Source organism: Dyadobacter sp. HNCC25DJ185, from assembly GCF_056895195.1.
The window spans coordinates 93,338-117,329 of record NZ_JBXHAR010000013.1; the positions used below are offsets into that span (position 1 = coordinate 93,338).

Here is a 23,992-nt window from a genome sequence, read left to right on the forward strand (position 1 = left end):
GAACAGGCTTTTCAAAAGCCATGAAATAAGATTTCGTATATTGCGCACTTAAAACCCAAGTTTTGGCCGTTATTTTGTGAGTAATCTTCACATTGATATACACATCTGGCATGACCGCAGAAGAAATATTAAATGATCCGAGGCAGATTAGCGGGGAACTCCGGCTGAAAATCCTCGGCCTCTACAACAAGGCAAATGCGGGGCACATCGGCTGTTCACTTAGCTGCATTGACCTGATGATCGCAGTATTGTTTCTGCACAAATCCGAACAAGACACTTTCATTTTATCCAAAGGCCACGCTGCAGCAGCGCTTTACGCCTGCCTGAACACGCTGGGTGAAATTACAAATGAAGAGCTCGATACCTTTTATCTCGACGGCACCACACTTCCCGCCCACCCAGCTCCCAGACAGTACAAAGGAATTCCATTTGCGACCGGTTCACTAGGTCACGGCCTGCCGATTGCCACAGGCATTGCGCATGCAGCAAAGGTGAGTGGTGAAGAAAGCTTCTCTTTCGCGTTGCTTTCAGACGGCGAGACCAATGAAGGGACAACCTGGGAAGCAGCCCATTATGCCATTCAAAATCAATTGGATAATCTTTTTATGATCATTGATAAGAACGGTTTGCAGGGATTCGGTTTTACAGATAAAGTCCTGGGAGAAACTGCTTCCGTTGAAAAATGGAACGCAATCGGTTTTGAAACCATCGAGCTGGACGGTCATGACATCGGCGCCATCAGCCTCGCAGTGAATGAATTAAAAACCCACAAAAACGGCTTACCGAAAGCAATTATCGCCAATACGGTGAAAGGTAAAGGAGTTTCCTATATGGAAAACAAGCTGGAGTGGCATTACTTGCCTATGAACAAGGATCAATATGAGCAAGCTACCCTGGAAATAAAGGAACGTTACTTTAATGAATTGACGAATGCTTGACCATTTACCGGTTTACCGCGATAAAATTGAAAGTTTAAAAGGACCAGTTTTTGTTTTCGGTGCAAGTGGTTTCATCGGCGCCAATCTTTTCAACGATATCTTCAAAATCCGTAAGGATTGCTATGCTTTGACCCACGATGCAACCAAAGCATGGAGGCTCAAACTGCTGAATGTCCCTTTCGAAAATATCATTCACTGCGACATCCTTTCCAACAACTCCGTGCAGGAGGTTTTTGAAAAATACAAACCGCAGACCATCTTCAACCTGGCTGCTTACGGCGCTTACAGCAAGCAAAACAATGTTAACCTGACCTACGAAACGAACGTTTTGGGTACGGTCAACATTCTCCAGAACTGCACACGCGAAATGGTTTACATCCACGCAGGAAGCAGTTCCGAATACGGTTTCAATTGTACAACGCCCAAAGAAACTGATCGGGTGGAGCCAAACAGCCACTATGCGGTTTCCAAAGTTTCAGCGGCCTATCTGCTCGAATACTACGCCAAAGTTTTCAATCTGAAAACTCTGAATTTAAGGTTGTATTCCATTTACGGCTATTGGGAAGAACCTGACAGACTGATACCTAAGCTGATCGAAAACGCACGAAAAAAACAGCTGCCTTCATTGGTTTCACCGGATATCAGCCGCGACTTTGTTTTTATCGAAGATTGCGTGGAGGCCTTTCTTGATGCAGCATTAAAAATTGACAGCAAGACTTCGGGGAGATCGTACAATATTGCGACCGGCCGGAAAACGACCATGGGAGACTTGGTAGACACGACCCGCAAAACCTTCGGAATCACGCAGGAACCGCAATGGGGAAGCATGTCCAACCGGAAATGGGACCTGGCTGAATGGTATGGAGACCCAGATGCTTTTGAAACAGATTTTGATTGGAAAGCGCGGACATCCCTGGAAACAGGCCTTTCCAGATACAGCCAATGGCAGGAGGACGAAAGATATGAAAGCCGGGTGATCCCGGCTTTCGAAAATCCCAAGCTTAATCCGGTCATCACCGCGATCATTGCTTGCTACAAAGATGCCCAGGCCATTCCTTTTATGTACCAAAGGCTGGTTAAAACCTTCAATGAACTGAAAGTCCGTTACGAAATTATCTTTGTGAATGACAGTTCACCGGACAACCAGGAGGAAGTGATCAATGGCATTTGTGATAAAGACCCTAATGTGGTCGGTATCAGCCACTCGCGCAATTTTGGCTCGCAATCCGCATTTCTAAGCGGAATGGAAATTGCGACCGGCGACTGTGTCGTATTAATGGATGGTGATTTGCAGGACCCGCCAGAAATTATTCCCGCCTTTTACGAAAAATGGATGGAAGGCAACGACGTGGTTTATGGCGTGCGTGTACAAAGAGAGATGAAGCCGCACATCCACTTTTTTTATAAATCTTTTTACAAGATTTTCCAGGGGCTAAGCTATATCCCGATCCCCCGCGACGCAGGCGATTTCTCCATGATAGACCGAAAGGTGGTGAAAGAACTGGTCGATTTGCCCGAGACCGAGCAGTTCCTGCGTGGATTACGTGCCTGGGTAGGTTTCAAACAGATAGGAGTACCCTATGTTCGCCCGGAAAGGATGTTTGGGGTGTCTACCAACAACTGGACAAAAAATATCTGGTGGGCCAAGAAGGCCATATTCTCGTTCAGTTTTGCGCCACTCGAACTGATGAGCTATGCCGGTTTTGCACTCACAGGCCTGTCTATTCTAGGCATTGTCTGGCAAATTCTGGCAAAACTTTTCTTCTATCCCGATACTCCGCAGGGCATCAGCACGGTGATTGTGCTGATCGTATTCTTTGGTGGGTTAACCATTTTAGGAATCTCGTTTTTAGGAGAATACATTACCAAGATTTTCGAGGAAACCAAAAAAAGGCCGAAATACATTCGCACCAGAATTCGCCGGGGATCCAGGTCTTACAAAACCGCCGACGAGATCCGGACTTTGGTGAAGCAATTGCGGAAGTAGACCAAATAGATTTTAAAAACGGGACACTACTTTCTTTGTTAGCTTTAAAGGAAAACGTAATTTCCTGAACCACTACACTTCATAAAATGAGAAAAGAATTTTCAAACGCAATGGAAAGGCTGGCATTGGAAGACGATTCCATTGTTTTCATTACCGGCGATTTAGGATACAATGCTTTGGAAAACCTTCAGGCCAAATTGGGCAAAAGATTTATCAATGCGGGCGTGGCCGAACAAAATATGATCGGCGTGGCTGCCGGATTTGCCCATAAAGGCTACAAAGTTTTTTGTTACAGCATTGCGCCATTCATTGTCTACCGCTGTCTTGAACAGTTTCGCAATGATGTGTGTTTCAACAATTTGCCTGTTTTTCTGGTGGGAAACGGCGGTGGATATGGCTATGGAATCATGGGTAGCAGCCATCATACCATTGAAGATCTGGCATGTTTGAGCGGACAACAAAATGCAAATGTATGGGTGCCTGCTTTTTCAGACGAAGTGGAACCGGTGATTGAGCAGATTGTCAGCGACGCCAGGCCGGCCTATCTCCGGCTGGGCGCCGGAAAAACGGCCCCCGAAAACAGTTACCAGACTGGCTCATTTAAGGTGATCCACCAGTCCGATACTGCGGAAATCACGGTATTTGCACTTGGTCCTATCGCCAATAATGTGATCACCGCACTTTCGCTCGCTCCAGAACTGGAAACCAAGGTAAACGTGATTACCGCATTGCATTTCCCATTGCACATTACCCGGGACTTGGAAGATATGATCAGAAAGGCGCCGTCCATCCTGGTGGCAGAAGAGCATATCAGCATTGGTGGCCTGGCGCAGCAACTTTCCGTTCAATTATTGGAAAAAGGTATCGCTCCCGCTGGATTCAAAAGCCTCAGGGCAGAGGGTTATCCCAACAGCCGCTATGGAAGCCAGGGTTATCATCAGAAAATGTCGGGTCTTGACCCGGATTCAATTCTTTTACATATCAGCCAATTAATGATTCCGGCATGACCAAAAAGGCTTTAACCGTCATTCTGAGCCTGATCCTGTTTCTACCGGTCCTGATTTATTTTACAGTCTGGAATTATTACGCTATCAATATCCCCAAGTGGGACGACCATGCCTTAAAGGCTTTTATTGAGGAATTTGCGAAAGCTGCCGATTGGAAACATAAGATCCAGGCTCTACTCCGGCAACACAATGAGCACCGGATCGCTACCACCCGTTTTTTCGCCTGGCTTGATTTCTCCTTGTTTGGTCATCTCAATTACCGGCACCTGATGACCGTCGGCAATTTGTTGCTGCTTGGCATCATCCCGCTCTGGTATGAACTCCTTAAAAGAAACAAGAAGCCGCTTTTTGCTTTAGTACCTGTCCCATTTTTGCTTCTCACACTGGCTTTTTGGGAGAATATGTACTGGGGAATGGCAGCCATACAGAATTTTGGTGTTGTAACCCTCACCCTCTGGACAATCTATCTTTGTATCAATCCAAAGGTTCTGCCTTTTGCACTATCGCTGGTTATTGGCGGCATTACGGTTTTAACAAGCGGGAACGGACTTTTGGTACTGCCGTTAGGTGCATTGCTGTTGTTTTTGAGCCAGAACCGGAAACGGTTTGCTTTGTGGGTAATTATCGCTGCCGGTGAGGTCTTCTGCTATTTTTACTGGTATTCAAAACCGGAATCAAACCCTGCTTCAAAGGCTTCTTTTTTTCAATTGGTAAAGGGTTACATGGCATTTCTGGGCTCTTTTGCCGAATCCATTCCCATTGCTGACAATTTCAGAGCCTGCTTTTTATTGGGGATTGTCCTGTTTCTGGTGGCGATATCCATTGCATTTGCGACACTTTTCGGCATTCTCAGAAATAAATACAGTAACAAATTTGAGCGGATCACTGATTTATTTTGTCTCGGCGCCATCCTCTTCATCCTTGGCACTGCGTTGATTGTTGTTTACAGCAGGGCCGGATTTGGTTTGGAAGGTTTAATGCACAGCCGTTACAAAATCTACTCCGTTCTTCTCCTGATCGTTACCTATCTGTATATCGTGATACCGATACGAGGTAGTTTTCTCTCCCCTTATATCACCGCCATTGTTTTCCTCGCTATCACTTTCAATGTGTTCAGCTATCATTATCACCTGGTGGAAGCTTACAACTTGCGAAAAGAACTGACAACCTCTCAATTTAACTGGACATTCAACGATAAGTCGCTCACTGCACCTACCGACACCACATTTGCTGCCAACATCGTTGAAAAGACACCAGTCTTTTACGATCAGCTTCTCCGGCTTATCAGGATCGCCGACAAACAAACTTATGCAGGCAGTTCGCGGGGCATGACAGAATTGTTTGACAACACTACATTTATCGCAGATACCACCTCGTTCAGAATAAATAACAGTTCTTTCACCAGCCAGCGGTTGCAGGACAGCGGCATTTATATTTTGCTGAGCTCAAAAGACCGCTATTATATCTTCCCCGCGCTTCGGACACGCAACAAAAGCAGGAAAGAGCTTTTTCTCAAGCAGTACTATTTTGAATCCGGCTTTCATGCCGAAATACCTTACTCTGATCCGTTGGAAAAAGGAATTTACAATGTTGCGCTTATAAGGCAGCAGGGAGACCAAACCGGGATCATTTTCAAAGATCAAAAGCTGACGGTCAGGGAAATCAAGAATAAAACAGTGAAGGTTAACTGGTAATCATGCGTAGTACATCGGAAGGACATATTATACAACTGGATGGGGTCCGGTTCATTGCAGTCGGGCTGGTGTTGGTCGATCACTTGTTTGTTACAGTAAACAAAATTCCTTTCGGGGCGCTGGGCGTTACCATTTTCTTTGTTTTGAGTGGCTTCCTGATTTCCCGGATTCTCTTAAAGAGCAAAGAGAAGACACACGGAACCCCTGGCGGCTTCAAAAAATACCTGCGCAAATTTCTGATCAGGAGAACGATACGGATTTTTCCCGTTTATTATCTCATTATCGTATTGCTACTTGTTTTTAATGTTCCTCCCGTGAGGGAAAAGCTACCCTGGCTGGCTTTATATGGGACCAATATTTATATGTCAATCCACAAAACCTGGCTTGGCTCAGTGGATCATTTATGGTCGCTGGCGGTAGAAGAGCAGGTTTATTTGTTCTTCCCATTCCTGATATTCTTCGTTCCCCGCAGAAGGCTGATCCCGGTGCTGGCTCTCATGGGACTTATTGGTTTCGGGCTCCGGCTTTACCTCTATTTATCAAATCCTGATTTTGGCCCGGCCGATTGGATTGTAACTTACGTCAGCACACCTACCTGTCTCGACTCATTTGCCCTTGGCGGCCTGATGGCCTGGCTCCAGCTGTATAAAAACGATTGGTTCGTCAAAGTTTTTAGCAAATCCTGGCCGGTAATCATGGCATTAGCGATGTGGGTGCTTTTGCAATTTTGGGCTAAATCCTTCGAAAAGCCTCACAATATCGCATTTGTTGTCTTCGACAGAACTGTTTCGTCTATCTTCGGCTTTTTTTTGATTGGGAGAGCGGTAATGGGTTATGGAGGCTTGATGGCCACGTTTTTGGAAAATCCCGTAAGTGTTTATCTCGGCAAAATCAGTTACGGGTTATACCTCTACCACAACTTCGTTTACAACCATTTTCACAGTGGGCCAATGCACCCCACGGTCCGTCTTTTCAGAAAAATTGATCAGCATATTCCCGAATTAAAGGGTTCGGTCGCCTTCGAAGCACTGGTGGTGATGGCCTTGACAATTATGGTAGCGTCGGTTTCCTGGCACTTCTTTGAGAAGCCCATTAACGCCTTGAAAGACAAGTACGCTCACTAAATAATCACATCCGATAGCCCGGTTACAGGCTTTATTTCTTAATTTCGCGCAAACATACCAAATAAGATTTTGATGTACCTTCTTAGTATAGTAATGCCCGCATACAATGAACAGGATTGTATAGAAAAAGTAGTACACAACTGGACTGGTTTCCTAAAGAAAAAATTCCCCAACGACAATACCACACTTATTGTAGTGAATGATGGGTCAAAAGACAATACCAAAGTCCTTTTAGATCAGTTGCAAAAAGAGGTTTCGAATCTTACGGTCATCAATCAGAAAAACGGCGGCCACGGTAATGCAGTGGTAAACGGCTATCGGAAAGCACTGGAACTCGGTTCTGAATATGTTTTTCAGACTGATAGCGATGATCAGTTTGTGAGTGAAGATTTCGACAAATTATGGGACAAAAGAAATCAGTCCCAGTTCATACTTGGTTACCGCGAAGTGAGGCATGACGCCGGTGTGCGTTTGTTCATTACCAAATTTCTTCGCGGAACAATTTCCATGGTTTACGGAACTTACATCATGGACAGTAATATTCCTTTTCGTCTGATCAAAGGAACCTTTCTGCAAAAACTGATGGATCAATTGCCTGATCCTGAACCTTTTGCGCCAAATATTTTTTTATCTGTCATGGCAAAAAAATCAGGGCAGAACTTATTTGATATCCCCATAACCCACAAGGACCGCGAAACTGGAACAGTTTCTATTGTAAAATGGAATCTGTGGAAAGTTTGCATACGAAGCTTCAAAGAACTGCTGCGTTTTCGCCTGGAACTGAATAAACACGTGAGGGCGATACGTGCTTAAAAAATAGGCTTGTGTCGAAAAAAAATGTTCTTATTGTTCTGCTGGTCGTTTTAGTCGGATCCGCCGGGTACTTTTTATTCAGATGGTCACGGGGGTCCATTGCAGCCTGGAAATTCATCCCTTCCAACGCCATTGTTGTCATCACCAGCGAACATTTGCAGGATTCGGCTTATACGGCAACAGAAGCTAACCTGGATATCAAAAGACTGCCTTTACTCGACGTAGCCAGCGATAACCTGACACTCCTTCATTTACTGACGACCGACCGTAAAAAGTTAAATCAGTTTTTAAAAGGGAAAACCCTCTCCTATTCTTACCATCCCCGGACAAGCACGGAATGGGGCGTTATGATGTACATCCCTGTCAATGACGAGGAAGTCAAATGGCTGTCCAGCCCACAGAATGCCAATATCCGGTCGCTCCACCACAATTTTCAGGATCACCGTATTACAGACATCATCGACGGCAATTCCCGCCCACTTTTCTCCTACCTGGTAAAAGACAACTTCCTGATATTAAGCTACTATGGCGATCTCATTGAAGATGCGGTCCGTGCGTCCTCGCTCAACATCGGGCAGTTTAAACTCAGATCGCGATTTGCCAGCATTGATGATTCCGAATTCGGTACCAGTATTTATTTGCGTGTCGATGCATGGAAATCGGTTGTTTCCGCTGAAAGCGCCAGCGGTGTTTTTGGAGAATTTGCAAAAAACTTCCCTGCCTACCAGGATTTTCATATTGAGGACATCAAGAAGAATGGCAATCTCACACTCAGATCCTCTGGGACCGAAGCGCCAGACGCTTATCTCGCGAATATTTTAAAAGATATTCCGGGGATGCGCTTCGCAGGTCACAGACATATTTCTCAGCAAACATCCTATTTATACCGGTCGGCTGTTGCAGATAAGGCTGCTTTCAAAAAGGAGTTTTCAGCCTGGCATAAGAAATACAGCTCAAAGTCCTGGGACAAACTCAAATACTACATAGGTAACGAAGGAGACCTGCTGGTCGATAACCTGGGCTCGGAGTTGATACTTTGTCAGCTGGAAGAAAACAACAGCATCAGTGACGGCAAAATCCTGCTTGCCGAGTTTTCGAATTACGACAAGTTAAGGCCCGTCTTACAAAAGCTGGCCAAGCTCTCCAATCAGGAAACCAATGCTTCGGTAGACCAGTACCAGGGTTACGATATCTACTCCGTTCCGATCCCAGAATTCCCGTCCGGATTGTACGGACCCGTGTTTTCCGGCTTTCCTCGTAGTTATTTGACCTACATTGCGCCTTATCTGGTGATCAGCAACAATTCACAGGTATTACAGAACTACATTGTCGACTACGAAAATCAGATCACCTGGCAGCAGTCGCCGGAATACGACAGCGTACTGACCAATGTCAATTCGGAGGCACAGCTTTCCATGATCGTCAATCTACGCAAAGCGCAATCCCGATCCGGTGAAGGTATCATGAAGTATACTGAACTGGTTTCTAAAATGGAGTCGATTACTTTTCAATGCCGGTATGATGGGGACCATGCCTACCCCGAAATAACACTTCATCCCAAGAAAAGACAGGGTGCCAGCAAGGTGCTGAACCGAACCTTCCTCAACATTGATATTGAGTGGCCCGACATCTACGATTCGGAGCTGGACGCTTTACAAAATCCGATCGACGGCAGCTCAGAAATATTACTCACAGACAAAGAGCATAATCTCCTCAGAACCAACAATTTAAGAGAAGGAAAGACAGAAGTAATCGCCAAACTCGACGGGCCGATCCTTACTGCGGCCTACAAGGTTGACTTCCTGAATATTGGTAGACAGCAACGGATCTTTGCGACGAAAAGCACCGTCTACGCGCTTGACGAAGACGATTCAACCACCGTTACTGCTTTTACGGGCAAGTTACCTTCTGCCGGAGAAATAGCGGCGCTTTATGCGATCGACGGCGGGGACGACGGCAGCAACCGGTTTATCATTAAAAACTCCACCGAGGAATTATTCATTTGGGAAAGCGCCACCAAGCCCATCAGGCGCCTAAACCACTCGGCAAGATTTGAAAACATTCAGAGCCCGGTGGTCGCGCTCAATCAAATAGGGAACAGAGGATTTATCGTCACGCAAAAAAACGGCAAAATCTATGTCCTGAAAGAAAATGGAACGGTAAGGGCCGGCTTTCCCGTGGACATCCTGACACGAGCAGAAAGTGCGTTCACCTGGGCTCAAAATGCGGCAACAGGGCAACCCGAAATAGTTGGAGTAAGCGTTTCCGGTGAACTGATCCGGATAAACCTGGATGGGAAAATCACCTCCCGCAAACAGTTGCTACGCCCCGAACCGGGCGCTCGCTTCCGCATTCTTTTTGACCGGAATTCATTAGACTGGATATTGGTCCGCTCGGTGAATTCTAAAACCGCCATCATTACCAAAGAAGGCAAGGACCTTTTTGAAATCAAGGATATTTTGCCAAACCCTACGATACAATACCATTTTTTTGGCGTCGACAACCGATTTATCAGTATCAAGTCGGGCAGTTATACGACGGTGTTCGATATGAATGGAAAAAGATTGGGGGACAAGGCTATTCCATCCGAAATGCCGGTCCAACTTACTTACCAACCCGGTTATTATAAATTACTTATATTCAGCCGGTCGGAGAAGAAAATTCAGGTTTGGTCGGTTAAGCTGCGATAAGCACCTATGAAGTTCTTGAAATACGTATTCCTCATTTTAGGCAGCGTAGTCTGGGCAATCGGGCTAAGCCCTTATCTGTTTAAAGATATCATGCGCCGGGGCTGGATAGAGGATGGCTATCAGTACGGTGATCTCTACCGCTTGTCCAACTTGTCGGAATTTCGGGACCCACGGAAAAAATGCACAGGGTATGTTCCACCGATGAGAGCCCCGTCGACGAAAAAAATTCATTTATACATTATTGGAGATAGCTTTACAGAAGAGCAACGGGTTGAAAAACGTGACCTCGTTGTGGACAGCTATCATTACGTCAAATGGAGCGACTTCCTGCATATCAAACTGGACACTACAGTAACAAATATTCTTTTGTTGGAATCGGTGGAAAGGCATTTCCGGCAAAAAATGCTTGCGCCGATCAACCAGCTTATCCCGGACTCGGCAACGTTTATCAGCAAATATGAATCACCGAACGCGATGCAAAAGGTCGACGACGCACTGAAGGCCAGCTTCACGCAGGACCGGCTGGACGGTTTGTTATTTCAAAATGATATCTTTCTCGCAGTAAAACAATGGAAGGCCGATTTTAACCGCCATATTTTCAATCGGGTTAACAAATCCGTGACGCTGGTCAACCATGACCAGGATATCGCTTACTATATGGATACGGACACGACAATCACTTCTTCGTTCCATCCACTGGGACAATCCGACCTGGACTCACTGGTAACGAATGTCAACAGAAGCAGCGATTTGGCGCGCGGTATGGGATTCGACCACATTATACTTGCGATTATACCAAATAAAACTTCCGTTTTGGACCCCGGCTACGGCCATTACAATAACCTGATTGAAAGGGTTTATCAGAATCCCGCACTCCAAGTACCGTATGTGGACATTTTGAATGATTACCGCAAAATGGGCAGGAATGCCTACCTAAAAGGTGATTCGCATTGGACCTGCGAAGGACAAACGCTATGGTTAAACAAAGTCAATGCTTTGATCAATAGCTTAGTCGCCAACAACCGTCAAGATTCTTAATTATTTGCGCCTTCCTCATTACTGAACCGGTCTGTTAGCTTTCCGACAGTCAATCCTTGGACGATGATCGAGAACAAAACGACAAAATAGGTAATAGCCAGCAGCACATCTTTGTTCAGGTCCGAGTCAATAGACAATGCGAGTGCGATCGAAACCCCTCCACGCAATCCGCCCCAAACCAATATGGCGATGGATTTTTTTCCGAAACGGGATTTAAAAGGGATCAGTTTTACCGGTATATAAATGGAGATCAGTCTCGCCAGCAACACCACTACAATGGCGATAACGCCCGCAACGCTGTACTGCTTCAAATCCGGAATAAGGAGTAATTCAAAACCAATGATCAAGAACAGGATCGCATTCAGTATCTCGTCTATCAATTCCCAAAACTTATCGATATAGTCGCGCTCCGTATCAGAAACTGCCCCTGGGTTTTTCCCATAATTACCTATCACCAGACCAGCCGAAACCATGGCCAGCGGGCCTGACATATGAAGCGCCTGAGCAGCAAGGTGCCCGCCCATCACGATGGCAAGCGTGATCAGAACGTGCACGTTGTAGCCATCGACTTTGTAGATCATTTTGGAACCAACAAAACCGAGCAACAGGCCCAGCACAATACCCCCCAAAGCCTCTTTGGCAAACAGCATCGCAATACCCCCCGCAGAAGTATTGACTTCTTCCCCTCTTGCTAGTGCCAGCATCATAATAAATACAACCACGGCCATCCCGTCATTGAAAAGTGACTCACCGGCAATTTTTGTCTCCAATGATTTCGGTACCCCGGCTTGTTTCAGGATACCCAGAACTGCAATAGGATCTGTGGGAGAAATCAATGCGCCGAAAACGAAACATTGAATCAATGGAATATGGATACCTGTGAGCGGCAGCAAATGATACATCAAAAAACCAATCACAAATGTGGAAATTACTACGCTGACGGTCGAAAAGACGATCACAGGCAACCGCTGCTCCTTCAAATCTTCGAGATGTAAGTGAATGGCCCCGGCAAAAAGCAGGAAGTTGAGCATCGCCCCCATCAGGATTTCAGTCAGGTCTACACTCGCGATCAGAGTTGATATACGGAAAAATATGCGTGGGAAAACACTGTCTGTCGCTATCAGCCCCAATGAAACCATCAACGCAATCACCATGACTCCGATCGAAGGAGGAAGCTTTAAAAACCTTGAATTGAGGTAAGAAAAGATCGCCGAAAGGACAATCAAAGCGGAAAAAGAATAATACAGCTCCATGAAAATATTTTTTAGACTAACCAAAAATAGATTGACACACGCTCATTTTCAATTCTGAAAGCCAGGTTGAAGAAACTCTAATGTTAATCTAATCCGACAGAAACGACCGGCCCAGGATAACGTTGCCAGGCGCAAGTTGAGAAAACCAAAGATACTTTTCCTATTTTTAGACTCATATCCCATTGGCACATCATCGGACGGTCGGCATTATGAAAAACCTTTTCATGTACATTTACCACTTATGTTTTTCCAAAGCGGGTGGCGTGTTCCTGGCTGTTTGCCTGATCAGCACATGCACTGCGGATGCTCAAAATAGCAAACTAAGAGCCGGGTTCGACAAAACTGAGTATAATGAACTCATGTATATGCATTTCCTGCTTTACGATTCGAGCATGGCAAATCCCAATAAACCAAGATTTGTCCCTCCAAAACCAGCCCATTTCAAATCGATTTACAGATCACCGGTAATCGGGATGGACAACCGCTGGGAATTATGGAAAAACGAGCAATCGGTTGTTGCTATCAATGTCAGGGGTACCACGCAGACGCCCGTTTCGTGGCTTCAAAATTTTTACGCCGCCATGGTACCTGCAAAAGGTGAGCTGAAATTAAGCGATTCTTTCACTTTCAGATACAATCTGGCCGATAATCACAGGGCTGGGGTACACGTCGGCTGGCTGATCGGAACAGCCTTTCTCGCAAAGGATATCCTCCCCAAAATCGATTCTTGCTATCAAGCGGGCATGAGGGAATTTCTGATTATGGGCCATAGCCAGGGGGGTGGAATTGCCTTTTTACTTACTTCTCATCTTTATTCTCTTCAGAGACAAAACCTGCTACCCAAAGACATCCGGTTTAAAACCTATTGCAGCGCAGGCCCCAAGGTTGGCAACACTTACTATGCCTATGAATATGAGCATATGATCGATGGCGGCTGGGGATACAATATCGTCAATTCGGCAGATTGGGTCCCGGAAGTACCTTTTACCAGCCAAACATTGGACGATTTCAATCAGACCAACCCATTCAAAAATATCGATGCTGTTGTTGAGAAACAGAAACTGTTAACCAGGGTCGCATTGCGTCATGCCTATAAAAAAATGAAGAACCCAAGCATCAGGGCGCAGAAGAACTATGAGAAATATCTGGGGGGCTATGCTTCGAAAGCGGTCAAAAAGGTACTGCCCGGTTTTCAGCCGCCTGTCTATATGAAAAGCGGTAATTTTGTCCGTATCGGCCCTACGATTATGTTGCTGGCAGATGACGAATACTACAAGCTGTTTCCCGATTCCAATGCAGATCCCTTCGCGCACCATTTACCACAACAGTACCTGTATTTAATGGAAAAATATCAACCCTAAATTGCCTGGCATACCTCATGAAACTAACTACTACGCTGCTCCTATTCCTATTTACACTCTCAGTACGTGCCCAATACAAGACCCGTTTCGAGATAAGCGGCGGCAAGCAAACCCCGACTTATGAAGAAGGTATTGCTTTTTATCAGTCTCTGACCAAAAATTTCCCACAGATCCAAATGAAGGAAAAAGGCTTAACCGACAGTGGAAAGCCTTTGCACCTGGTTCTGTTCTCAAAAAACAAACAGTTCGATATCAAAAAGTTAAAAGCCCAGGGAAAGGCCTTTTTTCTGATCAACAATGCCATTCACCCTGGTGAACCCGACGGGGTTGACGCTTCGATGATGCTTTTGAGAGATATCGCGACTAATCCTGGCAAATATCCGGAACTGGACAGCGTGGTACTGGCAATCATTCCTTTTTACAATATTGGCGGTACCCTGAACCGCAATAGCACCACAAGGACTAATCAGGAAGGGCCTGAGGAGTACGGTTTTCGCGGCAATGCCCGAAACTACGACCTCAACCGCGATTTTATCAAAAATGACACGCGCAATGCCCGGAGCTTTGCTGCCATCTTTCATGAGCTGGACCCCGATCTTTTTGCGGATACACATGTCAGTAATGGGGCCGATTATCAATATGTGATGACGCTCGACTATGCGCAGAAGGACAAACTGGGAGGCGCGCTGGGTACTTTCAACAATCAGGTCTTCCTTCCCTATATGTACCAATATCTGAAAGACGCAGGCTTCGAAGCCACTCCGTACGTCAACGTATTCAATCAGACGCCGGATAAAGGTTTCACACAGTTTCCGGACTGGCCGCGCTATTCCACTGGTTATGCGGCATTGTTTCATACCATTGGGGTAATGACTGAAACGCATATGCTGAAGCCTTATGATCAGCGGGTTAAGTCTACGTATGCTTATCTGCTAGGGAATATTAAATTCCTCGCCAGCCACCGCAGTGAATTATTAAAATTGAGAGAGGACACCAGGGAAGCGGTTAAATCACAGGAGAAATTTGCCGTTACGTGGCAGGTTAACAAGGAGCTGAATACGCAGATCCAATTCAAGGGTTTTGAATCAGAATACGTTCCAAGCGAAGTAAGTGGTGTGAACAGGCTACGCTACGACCGTTCCAAGCCATTCACTAAAACAGTTCCTTTTTACGACACATATGTGCCTTTGGATGAGGTTACGAAACCGATCGCATATATCATTCCGCAGGGCTGGCACCATATCATCGATCTGCTGAAACTCAATCAGGTGGAGGTGAAACAATTGGAAAAAGACTCCGAAATGGAAGTGGAGACTTACTACATCGACAATTATGAAACACCAAGGCAACCTTTCGAAGGCCACTACTGGCATACAAGCGTGACGCTGAGAACGGAGAAAAAGAAGATTATTTTCAGGAAAGGCGATTGGTATATTCCTGTAAACCAATGGACAAACCGGTACATTGTAGAAACACTGGAACCCAAAGCAGTGGATTCCTTCTTTAAATGGAATTTCTTTGACACAATCCTGCAAGCCAAAGAGCATTATTCCAATTACGTTTTCGAAGATTTGGCCAAGAAACTCTTAGACAAATCGCCGGAACTGAGAAGACAACTGGAAGACAAGAGAAAAGCAGACCCCGAATTTGCTAAGAACGGAAATGCGCAGCTGGATTTTGTTTACGACCATTCTCCATACCGTGAAAAGGAATATCTGAGATACCCCGTTTTCAGGTTAATGAAATAAATGGTGCCGGTCAGAAACGAAAACCCAGGCTGAAATTGAATTCTCCGGTAATGTTAATGCCGCCATTATTGGTTACATTAAATTCGGACTTTTCCCGGTCTATATAACGGGAACCCAGTCCTCCGTTTAATCCTATCTGAAACTTGGGCGTGATCTGAAAGTTAATGTAATTGTTGACCATGACGCCCAATCGGAAATTTGTAACACGGCTCTGCGTACTGGTATATACCCCCGAAGTAGGGTCATAAACCGACGAGTTTTGAAAGGCCTTCCCGAAACCCGCAAAAATATGCGGCCCGACGGCATAGGTCACTTTTCTTTGGCCAAATGGATAGATTTTCAATCCCGGGGAAAAATAGTACATCTCCGTCCGGTTGCCATTGGACTCAAAAAGGTAATTGTAGCGATCAGGAAAAGTCATGGTGAATGGCAATATGACCCCCAGGTATTGATTTTTGTCTACCTGGATTTCGTAACTGATCCCGAATCCAGGCCCGCTGTCCAATGCTTTGAATGGGGAAAAATTGACCTGGCTTCTTCCAAAACCTTCGCCATGGTTAGGAATTTCGGCACGTTGTCTTCCTGAACTGATCGGATCATTCAATAACACCGTCTTGCCGTTTTCGAACTCGATCCTGTTTAACTCGCTTTTTCTTATCACAAAAACGGCAGCGTTAGGTTCATCGCTGATTTTATAAGAAACACGGTCAATCCCCACTTCGATCACCTTACCTTCAATGGTTTTACCGTTTCTTCTGACGATTATATCCTGCGCATGGATACAAATGAAAGCCAGCGATAACAATGTGGACAGGAAAATTTTTCTGATCATAATTGACAGGAAGTTGATGAATAGAACCCAAATTTAAACAATGCGTTGTAACGCGCGAAACATATCGACTGAACGTTTAAAAAGCTTGTTCTGTTATGCCTTCGGTCATAAGGCCATTTTATATATCGGACTGTTTGGATTCCATCTTGAACAGTCATCAAAAAACAAATGATATTTCAGGATTTAAAACTCATCGAGCCTATTACCAGGGCTCTGCAGGAAGAAGGTTACACAACCCCCACGCCGATTCAGGCAAAAGCTATTCCAATTATTCTAGAACAAAGGGATTTACTGGGTTGTGCGCAGACCGGTACAGGCAAAACAGCAGCCTTTGCCATTCCCATGCTGCAACTGCTTTATGGTAACAAAGAAAGTAAACTTGAAAAAAGCCGCATCAGAGCGTTGATATTAACGCCAACAAGAGAACTTGCTATCCAGATCGGTGAGAGCTTTGCCGCATATGGTCGTCATACCAACATCAAACACACGGTGATTTTCGGAGGTGTGGGCCAAAAACCACAAACCGATGCTTTGCAGAGAGGTGTTGATGTACTGATCGCCACGCCCGGCCGTCTGCTTGACTTAATCAATCAAGGCTTTGTCAAACTGAATCAGTTGGAATTTTTCGTTCTGGACGAAGCCGACCGCATGTTGGATATGGGCTTTGTACATGACGTCAAGAAAGTAATCAGGCTTCTGCCCGCGAAAAGGCAGTCACTGTTCTTCTCGGCCACCATGCCGCCCGCTATCGTTACACTGGCAGATACCATTCTCAGGAATCCGGCTAAGGTAGAGGTTACCCCTGTATCTTCAACGGCCGAAACGATTCGGCAATCGCTATTTTACGTCGATAAGTCTGACAAAAATTCATTGCTTTTGCACATTCTGCAAGACCAATCTATTGCGACAGCCTTGGTTTTTACCAGGACAAAACATGGTGCAGACAAGGTAGTGAAGGTACTTAGAAAGGCAGGCGTGAGTTCCGAAGCAATTCATGGGAACAAGTCTCAGAATGCTCGCCAGAATGCACTTAAGAATTTCAAGAGCCAGACTACCAGGGTTTTAGTAGCAACAGATATTGCTGCCAGAGGAATTGACGTGGATGACCTGACACACGTGATCAACTACGAAATTCCCAATATTCCTGAGACTTACGTGCACCGCATTGGCCGTACAGGCAGGGCAGGTGCCAAAGGGATCGCCTATTCGTTTTGTGACAGGGAAGAGAAGGTTTATTTGAAGGACATCCATAAACTGATTGCCAAGAATATCCCGGTCGTGAATGACCATCCCTACACTTTGCGCTAAACCACGCAGTTTACCGAAACTTTCCGTTACCGGCCATTTTAAAAGTGGCCGGTAACGTTTTATAAAAGGTTAATGAAAAATACCTATTCAGATATCGATTTGTTAACTGCCCGGGCTATGGTTCGGGAACCTGGCTCAGTATTGGTGGATGTCAGGGAAGCCTGGGAGTTTGACGAATTCAATGAAGGCGGGATCAATATTCCTCTGGCTGAAATCCGAAATCAGAGAAGTCGGCTGGAACCCTACGAAACCATCATCGTCATTTGTACCAATGGCGTAAGAAGCAAAGTTGCTGCAATGGATTATTGCAGGGTACCTCAATGGATCAGTAAAAAAATCTATCACGTAAAAGGCGGGATTATCGAATCGGAATAGGCTTAGCTTTCACCTGGAATGTCCAAACTTCCCTCAAATACTTTAACAGCCGGGCCAATCAGTGTGATGTCTTCAAATGTTCCTTCACCGGTCTGATTGTATGACACCTCTAAGGTACCACCAATCGTCTCTACTGTAATAGGACTGCCCCAGCCCGCCCTCAGGCTTGCCGATAATGCACAAGCTGTAACACCCGTACCACAGCTGAATGTCTCATCTTCCACGCCGCGCTCATAAGTCCTCACACTCAGGTGATTTTCTTCAATCACTTCTACGAAGTTGACATTGGTACCACCCTGTGGCCCATATACGGACCCATAGCGTATCTCGCTTCCTGTGTTCACTACGTCGACCTCCTCGACATGATCCACATAAGTAACATAGTGAGGTGATCCGGTATTCATAAAATCGTATTCCTCATACCTCTGAATATCCTTTACACCGCTCATTTTCAGCTCGATCACTTCTCCCGAAACCGTAGCCTCATGTTCCCCGTCGACTGCGATGAACTTTGTTTTATCCGTGAACAGCCCCAGATCCTTTGCAAATTGCACGACACAACGGCCGCCATTTCCGCACATGCTGCCTTCGCCACCGTCTGCATTGTAATAGACCATCCTGAAATCGTAACCTGCTGCATTTTGCAAAAGAATGAGCCCGTCCGAGCCAATACCAAACCGGCGATGACAAACAGACGCGATCAGCGCCTTTGAGACAGGAAATTTCTGCTCGCGATCATCGATCATGACAAAGTCATTTCCCGTCCCTTGGTATTTAAAGAATGTAATTTTCATTAGAAATAGAAGCCAAAGTTATTCCAACAACTGTAATGAACATTAATCGCTAGTATCACCAAAAATGACTGTCGCCTTCGAAACAACAAAACCCTGCCAGAAAAAATCTCCTGCAGGGTTTCTAATTTCAGTCCGAAGAAGGGTTTTCTTACTTCGAGACTTTAAGCTCTTTAATACGAGCGGCTTTACCTTGACGTCCACGCAGATAAAACAAACGTGAACGGCGCACTTTACCGCGACGAATCAATTCGATTTTAGCGATACTTGGCGAAAGGATTGGGAAAACGCGTTCAACACCAATACCATTCGATATTTTACGCACTGTGAAAGTTTCTCCGCTTCCGCTCAGATTACGGCGTTGCATAACTGTACCCTGGAATTGCTGGATACGCTCTTTGTTACCTTCGCGGATCTTAACGTGTACGTTGATCGTGTCGCCTGATGTAAAATCAGGATACTCGGATTTACGATTTTCAATCGTAGCTTCTACGAGTTTAATAAGTTCGCTCATGACGAATGCTTTTATGGATTAAAATGATAGCTTGCTTCCAGCGGACGGGGTGACGCCCCTTCATTCAAAACAGCCTTGCAAAAAACGAGTGCAAAGCTATGATTTTTTCCTCTTATCTAAAAGCACGAAAAGCTTAAAAATGCCGAACTTCGACAAGTTTTTTGTTTGAGACCTGCTGTAAGTCAATTAACTGGCATAATGATTGAAAGTATTTTCGATCATCGTGATATTAAAAGCTATTACTAAAATGAAAATATTGAATGTCCGTCAAATCCGTGAACTGGACGCTTTCACCATTAAAAATGAACCCGTTACTTCGCTCGACCTGATGGAACGCGCTTCCAATGCATTTGTAGGCTGGTTTACGAACCACTTCGTGAATACCAGACCAGTACATGTGTTCTGCGGAAAAGGCAACAATGGTGGCGATGGTTTGGCGGTAGCCAGAATTTTGAGCGCGTTAAGTTATTCTGTAAAAGTTACTGTCGTTGACTATACAACCAGTGAAACAGAGGAATTCCGAAGTAATCTGGCGAGATTAACTGACCATTTGCAACCCGATTATTTAAAGTCGACCGAGGATTTCCCGGAAGTTCCGGACAATGTAGTTTGCATTGACGCATTATTAGGCTCCGGTTTATCCAGACCAACAGAAGGCTTGCTCGCAGATGTGATCCGGAAACTGAACGTACTTCCCAATAAGTTAATTGCCATTGACATCGCAAGTGGCCTATACGCCGATCAGCCCAATCAAAAAGAGGATATGATCATTGAACCCGATCACACGGTTTCTTTTCAAATTCCCAAACTTGCATTCATGCTCCCACAGAATGTGAAATTCACAGGTGACTGGCATTTGGTTGATATCGGGCTGAGTCGGGAATTTATGAAGAACATATCGACACCTTACTATTACACAGAGAAAGAAACCGCAGAATCGATCATCAGGCCACGGGAGAAATTCTCACACAAAGGGACTTTCGGGCATGCATTGCTGATCGCCGGAAGTTATGGAAAAATGGGTGCGGCGGTGCTGTCAGGCAAAGCGTGTTTAAGGTCAGGCGTAGGACTGCTGACTATGCATTTCCCCACTTGCGGCTACGACATTGTTCAAATCTCCGTCCCGGAGGCCATGGCATTGCCCGACAGTGACGAAAAGTACCTCAGCGAATTGCCGGAACTGGATGCTTATTCGGCAGTAGGGATCGGCCCGGGGATAGACCAGGATCCTTTGACTGCAAAACTGTTGGAACGGTTACTGGAAACTGTGAAAGTACCATTGATCATCGACGCTGACGCCCTCAATCTGCTGTCCAAAAATAAAGTATTGTATGAAAAGCTACCTGAAAACACGGTTTTGACCCCTCACCCAAAAGAGTTTCAACGTTTGGCGGGAGACAGCAAAAATGAATACGACCGGCTGGAACTGGGCCGCAATTTTGCGCAAAAATATAAAGTCATTATTTGTCTGAAGGGTGCAAATACCGCAGTCATTCTTCCAAACGGAGATGTACATTTTAATTCTACCGGCAACCCGGGAATGGCGACAGGCGGAACAGGCGATGTTTTGACGGGGATCATTACCAGCCTGCTAGCCCAAAAATATAGTCCTGCGGATGCCGCTATTCTGGGTGTATACCAACACGGACTTGCAGGAGACAAAGCCGCTGAAAAGAAGGGCCAAAGCGCTTTAATTGCCTCTGATGTGGTTGATTGTCTGGGATGGTAGTCTAATTATTCAAGAATTTTTGGGGTAAATTTTGACTAACAAAATTAATTGTCACCAATGCAAAATCTAGACAGAATAACAATCGATCCCAATATTTGTCACGGCAAACCATGCGTCCGTGGCTGCGCTGGCCATTCGAGGTAATCATCGATGTGTTAAGCTCGGGCATGTTTGTTTCTGAAATCATTGAGGATCGTCCGGAATTGGAAAGGGAAGGTATCCTCGCAAGTTTAAATTATGCAAAGCTTTTAGTATCTGGTCGCCTCATCAACGAAGCTGCTTAAACGGAGTTTCTTTGCGACGATCACATTGCTATCAAATTAGCGAAGTATCTGCAGAGTCTTGGGCATAAAGCTATCCATGTAAATAGCTTACCTGAAAAATGGCATAGTTCTGACCACGAAGTTTACCTTGTAGCTGATCGCCAGAAACTCATTCTGATTACCAAAGATGACGATTTCGGAAATAAGTTTTTCTGAAAATACCCCGAAGAAGTTGATAAGGATTATGCTCGGAAATGTTTCTGAACAGAAGTTAATCGAGCTCTTTACTAAAAACCTTCCTCTGATCCAAGACCTGAATAATGATAGGCGCTTTTATCTCGAACTTGGAGCTAAGATAGTAGTATATACTCCTAACAAGTAAAATTTCAGCTCAACAACTGATATGCCGCAAAAGCAGATACATAAGCGAGCGTCATCAAATAGGCCAGTTGGATCAATGGCCACTTCCAGCCGTGGGTCTCGCGGTATACGACTGCGATCGTACTCATACACATCATCGCGAAAACATAGAACATCAGAAGTGAGTAACATACGGCCGGCGTGAACATTTGCCCGCCCGTATCCGGATTTCGCTCCTGTACCAATCTTTGCTTCACGGTGGGCACATCTTCCGAATCTCCGCTAATGCTGTAAATGGTCGCCATTGTTCCCACAAAAACCTCCCTTGCCGCAAATGAGGCCAATAAGGCAATCCCAATTTTCCAGTCGTATCCCAAAGGTTTGATCACTGGCTCAATAAAATGCCCGAATTGCCCGGCATACGAATTTTCCAGTCTCACCGACGCAATCGCTGCATCAACTTCTTCCCGAGGCATTGCCTTCATCTCTGCCACAACTTGTTTTTCAGCATTCTCCATGTTATTGCCTGGACCATAGGATGCCAGCACCCAAAGTATTATGGAAATAGCCATAATCACCTTACCCGCTTCCAATACAAAAGATTTGACACTCTCATACATCGAAAAGCCCACATGTCCCCAGCGTGGCAATTTGTAGGACGGCATTTCCAGCATAAAATAGCTCGGCTCTTTTCTTGGAATAAAAAGGGACAGCAACCATGCGGAAGCCAGTGCCCCAATCAGCCCAAGCAAATAGAGACCAAACAGCACAAGGCCCTGCAAGCTGAAAATGCCGAAAACCTGAGTAGAAGGAACTACCAGGGCAATCAGGATGGTATAAATCGGCAGACGGGCGGAACAACTCATTAGAGGCGTGACCAAAATAGTAAGCAGGCGCTCATACCTGCTGCTGATACTCCGGGTTGTCATAATAGCGGGCACCGCACAGGCGACTCCGGAAATAAGCGGCACAACACTACGACCATTTAACCCAAAACGCCGCATCAACTTATCCATAATGACCATCACCCTGGCCATATAACCCGATTCTTCCAAAATCGAAACCAGGGCAAAGAGGATTGCAATCTGAGGCACAAATACGACAATACCTGCAATTCCGGTCAGAACACCATCGGTGACAAGGTCATTCAAAACCCCGGGAGGCAAAACAGACTTCACCCATTCGATCCCCTGGGCAGATATCGCATCGATCCAATCGCTCAGAAACGTGGCCCAGGCAAAAATTGCCTGAAAAACCAACAGCAAAACAAGTGCAAAAATGACATAACCCCATACTCTGTGCAAAAGGATACTGTCGAGCTTTCTTGTCCAATACGGTTGCTCTGTGACTCCGGAAGATTTGATGGCCTTTGATACAATCGGCTTGATTTTTTCGTAACGCGCCACTGTCTCCGAAGCGAGAAAATGATTTTCATCAAAAGAATATTTCTCAATCAGCCGGTCCAGCTTTGTGCGTGCCGGCTGTTCCAGAAATGAGAAATTGTCGTGCTGACAAACATACTGAAGGGCGACGTAGTCATTTTGCAGGTTATAAATTTGCTTTACTTCGCCAATCAGCTCGATTTCGGCCCCTTTTGGTTCATAAAAATAAGTCAGTACGGGCCTTTGTGTTGTTTCGAGTGTTTGCTTTACGGCTTCTTTCAGAATATTCAACCCTTCTCCCGTCCTTGCATTGATCCTCGCAACCGGAGCATGAAGCTGCATCGCCAGTTGTACCGCATTGACAGTCAGGTTCATACTTTCAGCCACGTCAAGCATATTCAGAGCAATGACAGTGGGCAAGCCCAAATCGCTTATTTCAGTAAAAAGAAGAAGATTTCTCTGAAGATTAGAAGCGTCCACAACCACAATCACCACGTCCGGAAAATCAGGGTGTTTCGGGTTGGCTAGAATATCCATCACAACCGTTTCGTCCTTCGACTTTGGATAGATGCTATAAGTACCCGGTAAATCAACTAAAGTAATCGCCGATTCAATTCCGGCGATACGAAACGTTCCTGATTTTTTCTCTACGGTTACCCCCGGGAAATTTCCTGTTTTTTGACGTAAACCGGTTAACGCATTGAATAATGTAGACTTGCCGGCATTCGGGTTTCCTACCAGCGCAACTTTAATATTTCCCTGTTTCAATGGAGAGGCTTGTAAAA

The 23,992-nt window shown here is 45.4% G+C and carries 21 protein-coding genes; 16 read left to right on the forward strand and 5 right to left on the reverse strand.

The features are described from left to right. Positions 1-110: 110 nt before the first annotated feature. From AC1XUF_RS29220 to AC1XUF_RS29255, 8 genes are all read left to right on the forward strand, one after another. The gene (locus AC1XUF_RS29220; RefSeq protein ID WP_483345408.1) at positions 111-938 is read left to right on the forward strand and encodes a transketolase; all 828 of its coding nucleotides are present in this window, start codon (positions 111-113) and stop codon (positions 936-938) included. After that, complete coding sequence (locus AC1XUF_RS29225) at positions 931-2,925, forward strand: NAD-dependent epimerase/dehydratase family protein (RefSeq protein ID WP_483345409.1); 1,995 nt, start codon at positions 931-933, stop codon at positions 2,923-2,925. The genes AC1XUF_RS29220 and AC1XUF_RS29225 overlap by 8 nt, the downstream gene beginning before the upstream one ends. An 86-nt stretch (positions 2,926-3,011) precedes the next feature. Next, the gene (locus tag AC1XUF_RS29230) at positions 3,012-3,932 is read left to right on the forward strand and encodes a transketolase family protein (protein ID WP_483345410.1); all 921 of its coding nucleotides are present in this window, start codon (positions 3,012-3,014) and stop codon (positions 3,930-3,932) included. Then, on the forward strand, positions 3,929-5,626 hold the full coding sequence (locus AC1XUF_RS29235; protein ID WP_483345411.1) for a hypothetical protein: 1,698 nt from the start codon (positions 3,929-3,931) through the stop codon (positions 5,624-5,626). Before AC1XUF_RS29230 ends, AC1XUF_RS29235 begins: the two co-directional genes overlap by 4 nt. Before the next feature lie 2 nt (positions 5,627-5,628). Continuing rightward, positions 5,629-6,750, forward strand: coding sequence for an acyltransferase family protein (locus AC1XUF_RS29240; protein ID WP_483345412.1), 1,122 nt, complete (start codon positions 5,629-5,631; stop codon positions 6,748-6,750). 69 nt (positions 6,751-6,819) lie between these two features. Then, entirely contained in the window at positions 6,820-7,563 is a 744-nt protein-coding gene (locus tag AC1XUF_RS29245) for a glycosyltransferase family 2 protein (protein WP_483345413.1), read from the forward strand. A gap of 11 nt (positions 7,564-7,574) precedes the next feature. After that, complete coding sequence (locus tag AC1XUF_RS29250) at positions 7,575-10,253, forward strand: DUF3352 domain-containing protein (RefSeq protein WP_483345414.1); 2,679 nt, start codon at positions 7,575-7,577, stop codon at positions 10,251-10,253. A 6-nt stretch (positions 10,254-10,259) separates the two neighbouring features. After that, positions 10,260-11,291 carry a hypothetical protein gene (locus AC1XUF_RS29255; protein ID WP_483345415.1) on the forward strand — a complete coding sequence of 344 codons (1,032 nt, stop codon included), beginning with the start codon at positions 10,260-10,262 and terminating at the stop codon, positions 11,289-11,291. Here AC1XUF_RS29255 and AC1XUF_RS29260 read toward each other — a convergent pair. Then, positions 11,288-12,544: a cation:proton antiporter gene (locus tag AC1XUF_RS29260; protein WP_483345416.1), complete on the reverse strand. Its 1,257-nt coding sequence runs from the start codon at positions 12,542-12,544 to the stop codon at positions 11,288-11,290. The genes AC1XUF_RS29255 and AC1XUF_RS29260 overlap by 4 nt on opposite strands. Before the next feature lie 209 nt (positions 12,545-12,753). Between AC1XUF_RS29260 and AC1XUF_RS29265 the strand changes: the two genes are divergently transcribed. Further along, positions 12,754-13,905 carry a lipase family protein gene (locus tag AC1XUF_RS29265; RefSeq protein ID WP_483345417.1) on the forward strand — a complete coding sequence of 384 codons (1,152 nt, stop codon included), beginning with the start codon at positions 12,754-12,756 and terminating at the stop codon, positions 13,903-13,905. Between the two features lie 17 nt (positions 13,906-13,922). Then, positions 13,923-15,653 carry a M14 family metallopeptidase gene (locus AC1XUF_RS29270; RefSeq protein ID WP_483345418.1) on the forward strand — a complete coding sequence of 577 codons (1,731 nt, stop codon included), beginning with the start codon at positions 13,923-13,925 and terminating at the stop codon, positions 15,651-15,653. 10 nt (positions 15,654-15,663) lie between these two features. On the opposite strand, the gene AC1XUF_RS29275 is transcribed toward AC1XUF_RS29270, so the two are convergent. Continuing rightward, complete coding sequence (locus AC1XUF_RS29275; RefSeq protein WP_483345419.1) at positions 15,664-16,485, reverse strand: hypothetical protein; 822 nt, start codon at positions 16,483-16,485, stop codon at positions 15,664-15,666. A gap of 168 nt (positions 16,486-16,653) precedes the next feature. Between AC1XUF_RS29275 and AC1XUF_RS29280 the strand changes: the two genes are divergently transcribed. Both AC1XUF_RS29280 and AC1XUF_RS29285 read left to right on the forward strand, forming a co-directional pair. Further along, the gene (locus AC1XUF_RS29280; RefSeq protein ID WP_483345420.1) at positions 16,654-17,793 is read left to right on the forward strand and encodes a DEAD/DEAH box helicase; all 1,140 of its coding nucleotides are present in this window, start codon (positions 16,654-16,656) and stop codon (positions 17,791-17,793) included. Positions 17,794-17,865: 72 nt separating this feature from the next. Then, positions 17,866-18,168, forward strand: a complete 303-nt coding sequence (locus AC1XUF_RS29285) for a rhodanese-like domain-containing protein (RefSeq protein WP_483345421.1) — start codon at positions 17,866-17,868, stop codon at positions 18,166-18,168. Between the two features lie 2 nt (positions 18,169-18,170). Here the strand turns inward: AC1XUF_RS29285 and dapF are convergent, their stop codons facing one another. Further along, on the reverse strand, positions 18,171-18,962 hold the full coding sequence (gene dapF / locus AC1XUF_RS29290) for a diaminopimelate epimerase (RefSeq protein WP_483345422.1): 792 nt from the start codon (positions 18,960-18,962) through the stop codon (positions 18,171-18,173). Positions 18,963-19,110: 148 nt separating this feature from the next. Continuing rightward, entirely contained in the window at positions 19,111-19,473 is a 363-nt protein-coding gene (gene rplS, locus AC1XUF_RS29295; protein WP_483345423.1) for a 50S ribosomal protein L19, read from the reverse strand. Positions 19,474-19,720: 247 nt separating this feature from the next. Between rplS and AC1XUF_RS29300 the strand changes: the two genes are divergently transcribed. The 4 genes from AC1XUF_RS29300 to AC1XUF_RS29315 are packed head-to-tail and all read left to right on the forward strand — an operon-like array spanning position 19,721 to position 21,681. After that, the gene (locus tag AC1XUF_RS29300) at positions 19,721-21,202 is read left to right on the forward strand and encodes an NAD(P)H-hydrate dehydratase (RefSeq protein ID WP_483345424.1); all 1,482 of its coding nucleotides are present in this window, start codon (positions 19,721-19,723) and stop codon (positions 21,200-21,202) included. Positions 21,203-21,259: 57 nt separating this feature from the next. Further along, positions 21,260-21,346, forward strand: a complete 87-nt coding sequence (locus tag AC1XUF_RS29305) for a DUF433 domain-containing protein (RefSeq protein WP_483345461.1) — start codon at positions 21,260-21,262, stop codon at positions 21,344-21,346. After that, on the forward strand, positions 21,313-21,486 hold the full coding sequence (locus AC1XUF_RS29310; RefSeq protein ID WP_483345425.1) for a DUF433 domain-containing protein: 174 nt from the start codon (positions 21,313-21,315) through the stop codon (positions 21,484-21,486). The genes AC1XUF_RS29305 and AC1XUF_RS29310 overlap by 34 nt, the downstream gene beginning before the upstream one ends. A gap of 48 nt (positions 21,487-21,534) precedes the next feature. Continuing rightward, on the forward strand, positions 21,535-21,681 hold the full coding sequence (locus AC1XUF_RS29315; RefSeq protein WP_483345462.1) for a DUF5615 family PIN-like protein: 147 nt from the start codon (positions 21,535-21,537) through the stop codon (positions 21,679-21,681). A gap of 170 nt (positions 21,682-21,851) precedes the next feature. On the opposite strand, the gene feoB is transcribed toward AC1XUF_RS29315, so the two are convergent. After that, the gene (feoB, locus tag AC1XUF_RS29320) at positions 21,852-23,975 is read right to left on the reverse strand and encodes a ferrous iron transport protein B (protein ID WP_483345426.1); all 2,124 of its coding nucleotides are present in this window, start codon (positions 23,973-23,975) and stop codon (positions 21,852-21,854) included. Positions 23,976-23,992 lie beyond the last annotated feature (17 nt).